Genomic DNA, 14,650 nt, shown 5'->3' with positions numbered 1-14,650 from the left:
ACTGTGGTCGACATGAAAGAATCCCGCCGCAATACTAAGACCCATTACGGTACCGTAATCAGGCATAGGCATTTCGGCCTGGCTATTCCGGCTCTTCAATGGGTGCCGGCCCCGCGTTACTTAATGCGGAGAAATGTTATTCTTGGACTGGCCCAAAGGCTGATGCCCGGACGACTTCTAGAAATCGGATGTGGGGCTGGTGCATTGCTAGACGACTTGGCGGGAATGGGGTTTTCATCGGTTGGTGTGGATAAGTCTACTTCGGCCCGACGTATTGCCACGGCAATTTTGGATGGAACCAGAGAAGTAGAGATTCGCGAAACTTGTCAGGGGCTAGCGCTGGAAAGCTTTGATCATCTAGTCGCTTTCGAAGTACTGGAACATATTGAGGACGACTCAGCGGCGCTTATCGAATGGGCACGCTATTTGAAACAAGACGGTCATTTGATGGTTTCTGTCCCAGCACATCCTGAACGCTGGAACCCAGCCGATGTCTGGGCAGGTCATTACCGGCGATACCGGCGGAAGGATCTTGTTGACTTGGTTGAAAAGGCTGGCTTCAAGATTGAGCTAGTCCAGTGCTACGGCTTTCCTCTGGCAAATATTATGGAACGGCTGATCGCTCGGGTCTATGCCAAACAGACCCAGAAACGCGGCAAAAAGATGAACCAAGACGACCGCACTAGCGCTAGCGGTTCGGATCGCAACCTACTGACGCTTATCTGGCCTTTCTACAGCTCGTTGCTCGGAACGCTGACAATGCGGCTAGTCTGGAAAGTTCAAAAGGTGTTCCTTAACGGTGATCGTGGCATTGGATACATCATCGTCGCGCGTAAGTACTAAACATGGCTACCGCCCTGCGCTATATCGGCACCGCTGCTGCCCTGATCTTCATCGGAATCATTCTGGTTCGACACGCAGGAGACATTGCAGTGCTCGACTTCGGGTCAGGCCGCGCCCGTTATGCACTGCTAGGTGGGTTTACCCTTTATGTGCTGTCGCAGCTCGTAGGTGCCGTCGCTTGGGGGGTAACGCTAAACATCTATGACGTTGCCCTACCGCGCACACGCGCTGAAAGTCAGTTAATGGTATCGCAGATCGGGAAATACATCCCCGGCAATGTTGCCCACCTTTTGGGACGTTTCGCCCTCGCAAGGAGTGATGGAGTGCCATCCGCAATTATTGCGTCATCTCTGTTGCTCGAGATCGGTTTTCTGCTCGCCAGCGGTGCTCTGGTCGTCGGAATTGTGCTCCTGACCATGCCCGATCTTGTCGCCGCAGTAATTGCAGACCTTCCAGGATCCTGGCTCGATGGACAGATGACAATCATCTTCTTCGGAATTCTGGCCTGCATAATGATTGGCCAGATTGTGATTTGGCGCAAAGCGGGAAAACCGAAACTTACATTTTCAAAATGCCTGATCCTATTGTTTCTGCATAGCTTCAACTTTTTGATGCTGGGTTTGTCACTTTGGTGTGTCGCACGGGCGATCTACCCTCAGGGTGGTGCCGGTATATTGCAATGCATCGCAATCTTTTCGACAGCCTGGGTCATCGGTTTTCTGATGCCGGGCGCACCCGGTGGTATCGGTATTCGAGACGGAATTATTGCTCTCGGACTTGGCCTTTTCACTGATCAGGGAGTCGGTCTAAGCGCTGCGATCGCGCATCGCGCGATCTCGGTTCTGGGGGATGTAGCTGTGTTTGGGCTTGGCGTAACCCTGCGCCGATATCTAAGCAGTGGTGAGCACGAAGCTGTATAGGCTTATTAATTTGGATCGGGTCAGCCAGACAACTTGAATCGGAGTCTATCGTATCTGAAGGTCGCCATGCGCTGCCTCAGGCGCTAGGGTGCCGTCTTCTATTCGTTTCCAAACATAGTGCGACTTCTGGTGCGTACTACATTCCTTGAGCGCACCCAGCATCGCCTAAAGCCAGGGTTGAGGTCGTTCAAGTTTGACCCAAACCTATCGTGAGTTTTCAGCAGGCAACCGATCAATGTGCTTTTTCACAACATCGTTCGAGAGGGTCGCGTTCAGTCGCCACTCACCTAACGGGATGACCGGCTTGTTTGCGGCCTGTGCATCAGGTTCAAAAGTAACAACAATGGTTTCACGCTTGTCACTTTCATCAAGATCAAGCTGGATCATGAGCCGTGTAACGCCTGAATTCGGATTCTGCATCGCACATTCAGAATTGAATGCCGTTTCGCAAGGATTGGCTGAAAGTTGAGAGAAGGTGGCATTTGGCGGCGACAGTATGCGCGCGGTTAGTTCTTTCCCATCCTGACGCAATGTGGCCTTGGAGCCATCAACCGTTACCTGCGCTTCGGTATGCATTGCCCACGCCACCCGCCCCCGTTGATCAGAGCTAATTTCATCCTGAACCAACACAGTCGTTCCATCGACAAGAGCTATGCCTCGTCTGACCGTTCCCTTGGGCTTTCCATAGGCGTCTGAAAGATCGGCGATTGCAAAATCGAAACCCGGAAATTGCGCCAACTCCTCAACATAGGCCCGCCCCGTTTCGATTTGATTTGCCATGTCAAAGGTCAGTGTATTCTGCCCGATCGTGGCCGTTCGATAATAGTCAAAACGTTTGTCAGTAAAGTAGCCGGGCAATTGGTAATTTCCGAGCCCAAGATCAACCCCCCAACGTACACCGTCGGCTTCAAGCACAAAGGTGCCCGCATCAAGGTCATTGTGATGGCTGCTAAGCGGCCCAGCCTTGAGGCCGATATAGCTGGCCGTAGGGTCATTCCAACCAGACCGCATGGTTACGATCCCAAGCCCTCCAGACCAATAGGATGTTGATCGGGCAGTGATTGGTTCACTATTGCGTCGCTGCTGCCAGATCAGCTCGAATGCTGGATGGGAAGACCGCATTTTGCTATTCATTTTAATGTCGTAGCCCGGGCGATTGAACCGCGACGCCAACCAGGTCAACACAACAAGGTCAGTGCTTGTATCGCTGTCTCCAAAGTTAAACAGCATGCCAGTTGGTCCAGACGCATGGATCAGAAACTCCCCGAATTCCTCCAAACCTACCATTCGCGAAAGATCAAAATCGTGCCCGAGGACGGAAACAAGCGCATCAAACGATACTGCCGCGTCCCGGGCGGACAAAGCCCCGTACATCGGTCCTTCTGGCCATGCACCATCCGGAGCAAACATTGCCAACCCATTTCTAAGTGAAACCTGAGCCTGCTCAATAATATGATCAGCCAGTTCCGGTTCTGTTTCTGACACAACCAGAGCAGCGACGATCATTCCTGCATTGCAAACGATGTTCCAGTTGAAGGAAGCAACGGGCCAGGCGATATCTGCGGTAGCCGTCCCATCAGGAAGCGACGCGGGAACAGACACTGGGTTCACCCAGCGTTGGGGGGCGATCCAACCCTTATCATAATAGAGCGTATCCAGATCGTAGATTTTTGCGGCTTCTTTCAGCCCCTTCTCAACAAGTGCCGATCGAATAGTCTGATGATCCTCTTCGTCCAGATTGTCACTAATCCAACTGTATCCGAGCGACACCGCCAATGTGACACGGCTTAATCCCAGAAAGTGTGCGGGCTGCCATGTTTCCAGTTCCGAAAATTGCAAGAGTTCGGTTCTGGCGCGATCGGCATAGCGACTGTCACCGGTCAATCGCCAAGCCAAAGCCAGTGTGGTGAGGCGTTCGACCGGACGTTGTCCAAATCCACGAAAAGCTTCGTGAAGCTGACCATCTCCATTCCGAACTGCCTCAACAATAGTAGGCGACCGCAAATGCGCTTCTGCACTGTCAATCAATGCCTGATAGTCAGCCGCGAACACCTGATCGGCTGCGCGCTGTGTTTCTATGCGCTGGACGATCTCGTCCGTTAGAACGACTTGCGGCACTGAGTTTTGGGACAAAGCGCTTGTAGCGCAAAAACAAGCGAAGGACAAAACGAACAAAAAGAAGGCTTTAATCGGATTCACACTTCTAACGGTCGCGATCATGGATTTCTTCCGCATTGGAAACGCCTGCAACCCGACTCTGCAGCGGTGGCCAAATTCTGTCAAAGACATCCGATTAGTTTGGCTTAGCAAATTGATATGCTAAACGCTCCGTCCGGCAGCCTATTGGAGTAATGTTTAAGTAGAGCCGGAAGGACAAACGATAAGAAAGCCAGCCACGAGAACCTAGCGCAAGCGATCCGAGCATTAATATTATGGTCGCATGGCTTGATCACGGAACCGAACCGGAAACGAGGCCAGTGCCCATCGATTTTCATGTGTTTGTTTTCGTTCCCGGCCTAGCGCAGACCGGGAACCACTTATTGGAGTGCCTCAGGCGATGGACATGCCGAGCGCTTCAAGTTGGTCTGTCAGGGCGCTTTCTGCTTCGGCAACACTGTTCCAGTCATCAGCCGTCAGGTTGCCAAGATCCAGATCCTCGGCCTGAACATCCTGAAGTGTAACGGTATGGCCGCCATTTCCGACAACTTCAAAGATAAGATCGCCATCAATTTCGGTGACCGACACATCGCTTTCTCTCAAAGCGTTGAAATCGATGATATCTTCATCGGCATTAAAACCGATAATCTGGGTCTTTACCCCCCAGTTCCAGGTAAGCTCTGCCACATCCGCTTCAGCGCCGAAGGTTACAATTCCTGGGGTTTGGCTGTTTCCGGGTTCGTTGGTTCCACTACCGATATCTGGTTGGGTCGATCCCCCTATCAGATCTCCGACCCGTGTCTGATCACCGTCTGTCGTCGCCCCGACAGGAGCCTGTGGGGTCAGCAGTATGGTGCGATCAACCAACGTCACATCGTTCTGGTCAAAGCCAAATGGTACCTCGAGATTGTCTTCCATCACCTGATCAAAATGGAATTCGACCAGACCCGGGATCAGGTCAGCCTTGGTCACGCCGGTCAGCGTGATGCTTTGTCCGGTCGGCAAGGATGAGATCACCAGACCATCGCCACTGTCCTCGACGCTAAGCCGCTCGCGGGTTCCGAAATACAGAAAGCTGATCTTCATCGTTGAAGGATCAAAACCGTCAATAACTTCGTGCACGCCATATTCGTGGCTGCGAACATAGACTGTGTCAGCATCGCGAGGTCCTACGCCCTGCTCCCAACTAAGAACGCCGCCCATATCCTGACGGAGGTGTTCGTTGCCGACCACACCAAAGCTGTCGATGGTCACGTCCTGGAAGGTGACACCTGGCACGATTTGCGCCGCGTCCGACCATGGGCTGTCGATAACAATCTCGCCGGCCTTGGATTTGGTGACGATCATGCCGTGAACCGACGTACCGCCAAAGTCCAACTCGTCCACACCGGGGCGGAATCCGGTTATGTCGTCAGCGTTGCTATCGGCCCGGTATTTCACCCCGCCCGTGTCTGTATTGCCGGTGATCGCGGGCGGGTTTGACCCGTCTGCATCATAACTGAGGTCATAGCCCTCTCCGTCTCCCGGCGAGACGATAACTTGCCCCAAAGCTGTGGACACTTCGTTCAACACCGTCTGATCCGTGATAGAGAAATTGCTGAGCGAAAGATCGGACAGGCCAAAGCCAGTGAATACGATCTGCTTGGTTACATTGCCCGAGGTCAGCTCAATTCTAACGGTCTGCCCCAGAGCGTCCCCACTCTCTTCGAAAATCGAGAAGTTATCAGCCCCAATGTCCGGTCCGATTTCAATGACATCTCCCATCGCGGGCAGGAAGCCTTCGACCGTCTGTGCATCGCTGGCAAGGCCCAGCATGATGTGCATATGTTGGTGGCTATGGCCACCGCCACCACCATCTCCGCCATCATCGCCACCGCTGGTCGGCATTGAACCATCAGTGCCTATCAGCCCAAGCACTTCAGCTGCGGCGGTATTGTCCAGAATAGTGAAGTTTGCCGGGCTCAGCTCAGCAAGTGTCACACCGCTGAGGGTCGTGGCCTGGTTATTGGACGGGATCGAGAACACAACCGCGCCATCAACCTCGGCAACCTCCAACGCGTCTGCACCGACCCATGCGATGAAGATCGTATCGGTCGTAGGGTCGAAATCCGGGATCGTTGCATTCGTGCCCCAAGCCCAGTTAATCACCACATCCGCAGTATCTTCTGTGGTGTCAGCAGTCCCGTTGCCGGTTGGTTCCGTGGGTTCCGGATGTATGACCGGTGGGACAACGGGCGGCGACGTATTCCCGTTATCGGTGCCGCCATTTGTATCCGTGGGCAAGACACCGTCGGTGTATACCTTGATAGCGTCTTCGATACTCGGCGCGTCATAACCGCCGAATTGCGAGACATACCGCAGGATCGAAGTACCGTATTCATCGGTGGATACACTTCCACCCTGAAGCAGAGCCAACGTACCCCATGCCCCCCGCAGGTGCGCGGCGGCCATTATGCCAGTGAGACTGAGCGTGACAGAGACGGCCTGGCCATTTTCCAGATAAGTGCGTGTCGTGCCGAGATAGTCCGACAGGCTCTCTCCCTGATAGCCCAGCCCGGTTTCGATGACTTGAAGATTGTAGCCAAAAGCTTCTTGAATCGCGCGCTCCTGCGCTTCGGCGGTTGTGAACTCTGCCAGCGAATTCACCCCGTTCTTACCGGTCCATGTGCCATCCCAGGTGTTCGAAGCCGCGCCATTCCCATAATAGACATCATCGGTGTAATACCCGAGGTCAATTAACAGCGCCTCGCCGAACTGATATCCAACAAAACCAAGCGAGTTCATCGAGCGATAGGACATCGCGTCCCATTCATCACTGCTTAGATCAGACCAGCTGGAATAGCTTGGATAGAAGTCGGCAACGGCCCCTCCCGCCCATTGGTTCAGCTGCCAATCCTGAATGATTCCTGCGTCGTATCGATCTCGATCCCAACCAGATTCAAATGCACGCAAAGCGTCGCGAAATTCTTCATATGTTCCATTACTCATCTTGAAACAGACTCCCATCTTGTCGTTGTTTCAGCCCAAGTATTTCGGCTTTATTAGCCCGATGAATTCAGGCCCAACTTGCGTAACAAGTCAGAAGTTCAGGACACGTTAAGAGTTCATTAACGAATTAATCTGAGCGGATGCGGGCCTAGGCCAACCTTTTGATGCGCTAAAAAACGCTGTAGGTCAGTGGGTTATGGCGGGGTTTGAGCAAAAGATCGGTGTAGTTGCGCGAGTCTTCGCCAAATTTGGAATGTCGCAATAATTAACTTTGCATTATTGCCAGATCGAACTGTTAAGAAAGCCTCAGCCGATCCAGACCGGCTGAGGCGTTTTTTTGTTATCAGGCGATGATCAGAGACCCCAATCCTGTGATTGCTGAGCCGTCAGCTCGCTGATGTGCTGCATGACATCGAAATGCTCATCAACACCCTGTACGCTGATCACCTTTTGGCCATTTGCCGTGACCCAGTGAGTGCTGGAACGCCATTCGATCTGAAGTTGATCCAGAGACGAGATCCCGAACCCTTCCAGATCGATAACAATCGAGTCGTCAGCCTCAAAATCCCGGATCACCTGACCACCATACTGGCTGCCCGGGCCGGTGATGACAAAAGTATCGCTGCCTTCGCCACCGAACATATTGGCAAACCCGGCTTCTGAAGACTGGTCTGCATCAAGGATGATGACGTCGTCGCCGTCTCCACCATTTGCATTGGTGATCATCGCGCCTTTGCGGATCACGATGGTGTCATTGCCGTCGCCGCCGTTCAGAGTAGCGAACTGATTGAGCGCACCGCCAACAATGTAGTCATCACCAGCACCACCATTCAGGGTCAATCCACCGCTGCCGGTATCGCCAACCATATAGTCCCAGCTATCGGTGCCATCTACGGTGGTGATCTCTTCGCCCACCTCGGCATCAATCCGGTTGCCGTACTTCTCGAACCACTCCAGCGTGTTTGCGCCAAAGGGCGGTTCATAGACAACCTGATAACCGCCTTTGTCGTCGCCAACCAGGCTGCGCAGGTCGATGTAGGACGGGTCAAAACCGTTTCCGTCATCGTCATAGCGCACGATGATCTCGTCTGTCAGCTTGTTGAACAGCACGATCTGGCCGTTTTCGATGCGGTGATCCAGATCAAACCAACCGGTCATCCCATAAGCGTCTAGATCGATCTCGATCCGATCGCCTTCATTGGCATCGAAATCGGTGATCGTGTTCTCGCCGCCGTTCAGAATGAAGGTGTCAGCTCCTCCGTTACCGGTCAGCACGTCTTTGCCATCACCCGAGGTGAAGACGTTATCGCCGTCGTCGCCGATGATCACATCATCATGGTCGCTGCCATAGATGTTCTCGACGCTCCAGAGCAGATCATAGCCTTCCTTGTCGCGAATCTCGTCATTGAGATCGAACGGATTGGCGCTGTTGCCATGCCAGGCCCAGTAATACTCACCGCTGGCATCTTCCGCCTTGTTGTTCATGTCGACATAGATGCCGCTCAGGCTGTCACCATACCAGGCCGTGTCATTGCCTTCTCCACCATACAGCTTATTAAAGCCGCCACCGCCAGCCATGATATCGTCACCGCCAAAGCCGTAGAGAACATCATTGCCGTCATTGCGGATTTCGGCCTCGTTTCCGCCGTGGGTATCGCGCTCGGACGTATAGGCTTGCAGAACGTCGTTGTGGTTTGTTCCCAACTGACGATCCTCGTCATGAAAGCCGACCATCGAAACACCGCCGAACGCCCCGAATGTGACGAACTTGCTGGTTCCAAGACCTGCAAGGTCTTCACTACTCAGGCCAAGGTCGATCTTTTGGCCCAAGCCATAATGCGCACCATCCGGCCCCGTGATCAGAGCGGTTTCTTTCAACCGTTGAATGAAGGCATCTGTGTTCTGCTGCGAGATACTTGTTGCGCCCGGAAAGATGTTCGACGCCTCATCCCAATAGAAGGTTGTAATCACCTTGAACTTGTTGTCGGCCGGATCAAGCGCAACCAGATCGAATGCCGCGCCATCAACGATCGATGCCTGCAGGTCCAGCGTTACTGGCCCCTCCACGTTGACTGGTACAATGATCTTGTCTTCAAGCGGGTTGAAGTCGAGGATCTCGACCAGAGACACCTTCGGCGGGTTGACGGTTTCGACAACCTGCTCCTCTGTCTTGAACATGTTCTTGATCCCGTCGATCAGGCCTCTGGCAAGGTTGATGAACAGCTTCGCGCCTGGCAGCATCTTGGCGAGTGCCAGATTACCTGCCTCTTCCAGCCACTCTTCGCCCAGACCATTCGATTGGTTATGGTTGGGATCATGAGTTGTTGGTTCAGGCACAGAGCCAATAACGAACGTGTCGGCCCCTTTTCCACCGTAAAGCGTGTCGGCAGAGGTTTCGTCGATATGCCCGGTAAACAGGACATCATCACCGTCACCGCCGACAAGAAGGTCGTTACCAGTACCACCGTACAGTTTGTCGCCTTCATTCCCGGCAATCAGGATGTCATCGCCTTCGCCGCCAACAAGGATGTTCTTGCCTCCGCCGCCAATGATCTTGTCGTTGCCGGATTCGCCGAACAGCTGATCATCACCTTCACCTCCATCGATGTAGTCGTGGCCACCGCCACCATAGATGACATCATTACCGCCATCACCGAACAACTGGTCGTTCCCACGGTAGGCGATGATGATGTCATCTCCGTCACCGCCCGAGATATTGTCCCGATGATGATAGTTGGAATAGTAATTCTTGATCGAGGTGCCGCCATCATAGTTATCCCAGTTTTCGGGGTTCCAACCGTGGATGACGTTATCCCCGTCATTCCCTTCGATACGGGTGTAAAGATATGTCCCCTTGCTTTGCCCACTTGAGAGACGGTGCATCAGGTTTTCAAAGCTCACCTCACCATCGGCCATATTGTATTCACCACGGGCTTTGACATCGCGGCCGACATAGGTGCCGCTGGTGTCATGCAGATGGGTCCCATATTTATCCCACCAACCGCTGTGGCCATCGCCAGGTGATTTACCACCGGTCCAGACGGGAATATCAGGTTTGTTGCTGGCTACAGTCTCGTCGTCCGAGGCTGAATCTTCCCAGACGTAGTCCTGCAATTCGCTGCTTTCTTCCGACAGCAGACTAACCGGCGGGATCACGATAGGATCGTCATCCGTTTCACCAAGACCAACCGATATGTTGAGCGTGCTCGCCGAGTTGGGCTGGAATTTTGATTTGCTAACATGTTTCATGTCTTTCCTCCTGTTTCCTGGATGGTCGACACCCGAGGTTCGGGCCCATACGCATCACAGATCATAGGAAAGATGTGGTTTTTCAGGCTGTTGATCTCAACAGGCGAAAGCCAGTTAAGTTGTTACAAAGTATGACAAAAATGGAATCCACGGCCTGAGAAAACCAGCAATCCGGCTGGCGCCTGTTTCAGGCCCCAGCCGGTGAGTTTGGTTTTCCCTTTGTTTGCCCGGGCGTCCGTTTCAACAGGAACTAAGACGCCCGGATTTTGGTTGTGCAGCGATAGATGATCGCTGAGTTTTCGCCCCACTTAGGCGACCATATCGACAAAGAAGCTGTCGGTCGGAACGGGGGTTCCGCAGATGTCTTCGCCGCCTGCAGTCGGTACGATCTCGCACAGCGGCGGAGGCGCCATTTCCGTCAGGTCATACTCATCCTCCGGTACTTCGGTGCCGCATTTGGGCAGCGGCAGGATCGGGGGTACAGCGATGACGTCATCACCCTGATCCAGAACGATCGGATCAAAGGGCAGCGGGTTCACTGCAACCAGATCTTCACCGTCCTGTGGCACTTCGGTGCCGCAACGGGGATCAGGCATGATCGGCGAAACTGCGGTCACATCGTCACCTTCACCAGCAGGAACCGCACCATAAGGCAGCGGGGCTACTGCGATCAGGTCTTCACCATCCTGCGGAACCTCGGTACCACACCGGGGGTCAGGCATGATCGGGGAAACTGCGGTGACGTCGTCACCTTCACCGGCAGGAACCGCACCAAAAGGCAGCGGGTTCACGGCAACCAGATCTTCGATGGGATCGGCAACCAGCGGATTAATCGGCAACGGATTTACAGCCACCAGGTCTTCACCATTGTTTGGCACCTCGGTTCCGCACTTTGGAAAAGGCTGAATCGGGGGCACGGCGATGACATCGTCGTTGGCTTTCTCGAAGCTCGTAGCGGTTACATGTTTCATTGTATTTCTCCTTGTTACACACTTTGTTTAGCACCCAAAAAATCTTAGAAACTTCCTCCTCGGGTATAACAAAAAGGTGGTTATCCGACCCCTTCATTACAACGCGAAAAAGGGGGCTAAATTGTTACAAAGTATGACAAAAATAGGCTCTCAAGCCGGGCATCATCTCTTTTCAGACAGGACGCGCTTCCAAGATGTGGACCAGCACCCGCTCAGGTACCACCTTCGCCCCTCCTCGCCTTCAGGATCGAAAAAACCAGCGCCATTTCTGGCGCTGGTTTTAGCTGTTTCTTCCTATTGGGCAGCTCACATCATGCGGTCGATCAGACCTCCCGGAACGTGGTCCGGATTTGTTTACTGAGAGGATCAAGAAGGTACTGGAACAAGGTACGTTCGCCGGTTTCGATGAAGACGTCAGCCGGCATACCCGGCAGCAGGCTCAACTGGCGGTCAGACAAAAGTCCGACAGCCTCCTCGCTTAGTGCAACCCGCGCCTCGTAGTAGGGTAAGCCAGTCATCTGATCTGTTTTCAAATCAGCCGAGACAAACTCAACGTGCCCATCCAACCGAGGGGCAACATGTTGATCGAACGCCCCGATCATCACGCTCGCAGCCTGGCCCAAGGCGACATTGTTGATGTCCTGTGGCATGACACTAGCGGTCACCACCAACCCGTCATCCTCGGGCACGATCTGCATCAGCGTTTCGCCCGGAGACACCACGCCGCCGATTGTATGCACACCCAACTCGTGCACGATGCCATCCGCCGGAGCCCGAAGGTCAACCCGCGCCAGCTGCAACGCGGCCGCGCTCCGACGTTCTTTCAAGCCATCCAGCTCGACCTCCAGCGAGGAGATCTCGTTCATCACCTGCTCGCGGAAAGTCTTTTCCAGTTGCAGGATATGGATACGCGTCTCGCTGATACGACCACGGGCGACTGCGATCCGAGAGGTCAGGCCGCCACTATTACCGACAAGACTGCTTCTTTGACGCTGCAAAGTCGTCACCCGGGTACCAGGCACTAAACCCTTTTCAAAGAGCTGCGTCAGACCCTCCAATTCGCTGTCGATCAGTTTGATCTCTTCTTCGGAAGCTTCGCGCTGCGCCTCCAGGCCCACAATTTCCTGCTCTGCCTGTTCGATTTTCTCTTCCAAGGCCGCGACCTCACCATCCTGCGACAGACGACGTGCTTCCATCACCGCGCGCTGCGTTGCGAGTGCGCGGTCAACTTTGTCTTCGTCTTTTCGGGCCGCAAGCTCCTCGGACAGTACAAGATCGTCCAGACCATCGCGCTCGGCCGTCAGACGAACTAACTGCGCTTCAAGCGCCACGAGCCTGTCATCGACCAAAGCTTGACTGCCTGACAACAGCTGATCATCAAGTGTCAGAACAACATCGCCAGCCTGAACCCTATCTCCGTTTTTGACGTGAATGGCGCCGACAATACCTCCGTCGGGATGTTGCACAGCTCTGAGGTCGGACGAGACCACCACACTACCAGCCGTCACGACCGCCCCGGACATCGGGGCTTTCATCGCCCAACCACCGAATCCTATGGCGAGCACAGCAATTGCGACCAGACCAAAGCCGATGGATTGGGCAGAACGATCCCTAAACCCTTTGGTGTTCGTGCTGGAATTCTTGTTGGTATTCATGACTTCCTCCATTCATTCTGTTTACAGCGCGGGACTGGGTCAGCCCGTGGCGGCAACGATTTCTGTTTTTTGGGGTTGTTCGACGGTCTTCTGTTCAGCGGCAGGCTGTGCAGCTCCGGCGGCGGCCTGATTGCGTTGACGCAACCGCTCCATCACTTCTGTTCGAGGACCAAAATCTCCGGCGCGACCGTCTTCCATGATCAGAATCTTGTCGACTGAACCCAGCACGCTCGCCCGGTGCGCGATGACGATCACAATCGCCCCGCGTGCCTTGGCGGCGAGAATGGCATGGTTCAGTGCGGCCTCACCCACGGCATCCAGATTCGAGTTGGGCTCGTCCAGAACCACCAGAAATGGATCACCATAAAGCGCGCGTGCAAGGGCAACACGCTGTCGCTGACCACCGGACAAGGCCGCGCCACGCTCGCCAACCGAGGTGGCATAGCCGTCTTTGAAGCTAGCAATCAGTTCGTGAACACCCGCTGCCTTGGCGGCGGCAATCACCAACTCGTCCGTCGCCTCGGGATCAAAACGCGCGATATTCTGGGCGATCGTTCCGTCAAACAGCTCAACATCCTGCGGCAGAAAGCCAATCTGGGGGCCAAGCTCCTCAGGCAGGTACTGGTCGATCGGCACAGCGTCGAGGCTGATGCTGCCTTTGGCCGCCGACCATGCACCAACAAGTGTGCGCGCCAAGGTTGATTTTCCGCTGCCGGTCGTCCCAATCACAGCCAGTGCCTCGCCTGCTTTCATATCGAAACCAACACCTTTGAGAACAGCGGCGGTGGCCATCGGAGGGGCAGCGATCAGGCCGTCAACGGTCAGCGACTTCTGTGCCTTGGGCATAGAAATACGATGGTCAGCTTCGTCACCAGAAAGAGTTTGCTTCAGCTGAGCCCATGCTTGCCGGGCAGCAACCAGATTGCGCCAACTACCGACCAGAGTCTCGATGGGCTGCAAGCCGCGGGACATGATGACCGATGCCGCAACGATTGAGCCAGCCGATATATGTCCATGGATGGCAAGATAAGCGGCGACCGCAAGAACGGCGGACTGAAGTGCCAGGCGGAACACCTTGGTAAAGCTACCAGACACTCCGACAGTAGTGGCCGCCTTAGCACTCGCACCAAGGTGGAGATCGTTCACATCCTGCCAGGTCTTGCCAAGATTGGACTGCATCCCCATCGCGCGAACCATTTCGGCATTCCGGCGGCTGGCTTCTGCCAGACGGTTGCGCTTGGCCGAATGCTCAGACTGAACGCACGCGGCAGCGCGGACTTTGATATCCGTAACGATGGCAATGGCAACCAATGCCAGCGCGCCAACTACACCGACCATACCCAGCCACATGTGCATGGCAAAAACCAATCCCAGATAGACCGGGATCCACGGCAGATCGAACAAAGCTCCGGCACCTTGGCCCGACAGGAAACCGCGAATTTTCTCGACATCCTGAATTGCCGCCGCCGGGTTGCCACCCGGACGGTTGCGCGACGGTTCGGACAAAGTGCAATCAAACGCTGTTCGGGTGAGCCTTTGTTCAAAGCGATGCCCCATGGCAACCAGCACACGGGTCCGCGCGCCGTCAATCAAGGCCATGAACAAGTACAGACCGGCGACAAGTGTGCTGAGCGCGACAAGCGTATTCACGCTTTGGCTAGACATCACGCGATCATAGATCTGAAGCATGAAAATCGGCCCTGTCAGCATCAATAGGTTCACAACACCGCTGAAAACGCCGGTGGCAATCAGATTGCCCCTCAGCGCGCGCCGGGCGCTGGCAAGTTGTGGATGAACGGATGAATGCTTTGACATAGCTGGCTCCCAATAAAAACTCTGTGGGTGATACTTGGAGACCAGCCGCCGA

Annotated in this window: 8 protein-coding genes; 2 read left to right on the top strand and 6 right to left on the bottom strand. The window is 54.4% G+C overall.

Going from position 1 to position 14,650, the window contains the following annotated elements; genetic code table 11:
- Positions 1–12 precede the first annotated feature (12 nt).
- Positions 13–843 (top strand): class I SAM-dependent methyltransferase, encoded by an 831-nt coding sequence (locus ACR0MJ_RS09030; RefSeq protein WP_480761038.1) that lies wholly within the window; start codon positions 13–15, stop codon positions 841–843.
- Positions 844–845: 2 nt separating this feature from the next.
- Positions 846–1,763: a hypothetical protein gene (locus ACR0MJ_RS09025; protein ID WP_480760698.1), complete on the top strand. Its 918-nt coding sequence runs from the start codon at positions 846–848 to the stop codon at positions 1,761–1,763.
- A gap of 204 nt (positions 1,764–1,967) precedes the next feature.
- On the opposite strand, the gene ACR0MJ_RS09020 is transcribed toward ACR0MJ_RS09025, so the two are convergent.
- From ACR0MJ_RS09020 to ACR0MJ_RS08995, 6 genes are all read right to left on the bottom strand, one after another.
- Positions 1,968–3,998 (bottom strand): heparinase II/III domain-containing protein, encoded by a 2,031-nt coding sequence (locus tag ACR0MJ_RS09020; RefSeq protein WP_480760696.1) that lies wholly within the window; start codon positions 3,996–3,998, stop codon positions 1,968–1,970.
- Between the two features lie 315 nt (positions 3,999–4,313).
- Positions 4,314–6,908 (bottom strand): hypothetical protein, encoded by a 2,595-nt coding sequence (locus tag ACR0MJ_RS09015; RefSeq protein ID WP_480760693.1) that lies wholly within the window; start codon positions 6,906–6,908, stop codon positions 4,314–4,316.
- 354 nt (positions 6,909–7,262) lie between these two features.
- The gene (locus ACR0MJ_RS09010; protein WP_480562190.1) at positions 7,263–10,157 is read right to left on the bottom strand and encodes a calcium-binding protein; all 2,895 of its coding nucleotides are present in this window, start codon (positions 10,155–10,157) and stop codon (positions 7,263–7,265) included.
- 308 nt (positions 10,158–10,465) lie between these two features.
- A complete protein-coding gene (locus ACR0MJ_RS09005; protein ID WP_480760691.1) occupies positions 10,466–11,128 on the bottom strand; it encodes a hypothetical protein in 663 nt (220 codons plus the stop codon).
- Positions 11,129–11,451: 323 nt separating this feature from the next.
- Positions 11,452–12,783, bottom strand: coding sequence for an HlyD family type I secretion periplasmic adaptor subunit (locus ACR0MJ_RS09000; protein ID WP_480760689.1), 1,332 nt, complete (start codon positions 12,781–12,783; stop codon positions 11,452–11,454).
- Positions 12,784–12,822: 39 nt separating this feature from the next.
- The gene (locus tag ACR0MJ_RS08995; protein WP_480760687.1) at positions 12,823–14,598 is read right to left on the bottom strand and encodes a type I secretion system permease/ATPase; all 1,776 of its coding nucleotides are present in this window, start codon (positions 14,596–14,598) and stop codon (positions 12,823–12,825) included.
- Positions 14,599–14,650: the final 52 nt, after the last annotated feature.

Source organism: Ruegeria sp. C6 (assembly GCF_056537625.1).
This window is presented reverse-complemented; position numbering and strand designations above follow the sequence as displayed.

What these genes read in the sequence shown, in the direction of transcription:
- ACR0MJ_RS09015 (WP_480760693.1), bottom strand. Translation starts at nt 6,908, where the DNA reads ATGAGTAATGGAACATATGAAGAATTTCGCGACGCTTTGCGTGCATTT.
- ACR0MJ_RS09000 (WP_480760689.1), bottom strand. Translation starts at nt 12,783, where the DNA reads ATGAATACCAACAAGAATTCCAGCACGAACACCAAAGGGTTTAGGGAT.
- ACR0MJ_RS09005 (WP_480760691.1), bottom strand. Translation starts at nt 11,128, where the DNA reads ATGAAACATGTAACCGCTACGAGCTTCGAGAAAGCCAACGACGATGTC.
- ACR0MJ_RS09030 (WP_480761038.1), top strand. Translation starts at nt 13, where the DNA reads ATGAAAGAATCCCGCCGCAATACTAAGACCCATTACGGTACCGTAATC.
- ACR0MJ_RS09020 (WP_480760696.1), bottom strand. Translation starts at nt 3,998, where the DNA reads ATGCGGAAGAAATCCATGATCGCGACCGTTAGAAGTGTGAATCCGATT.
- ACR0MJ_RS09025 (WP_480760698.1), top strand. Translation starts at nt 846, where the DNA reads ATGGCTACCGCCCTGCGCTATATCGGCACCGCTGCTGCCCTGATCTTC.
- ACR0MJ_RS09010 (WP_480562190.1), bottom strand. Translation starts at nt 10,157, where the DNA reads ATGAAACATGTTAGCAAATCAAAATTCCAGCCCAACTCGGCGAGCACG.
- ACR0MJ_RS08995 (WP_480760687.1), bottom strand. Translation starts at nt 14,598, where the DNA reads ATGTCAAAGCATTCATCCGTTCATCCACAACTTGCCAGCGCCCGGCGC.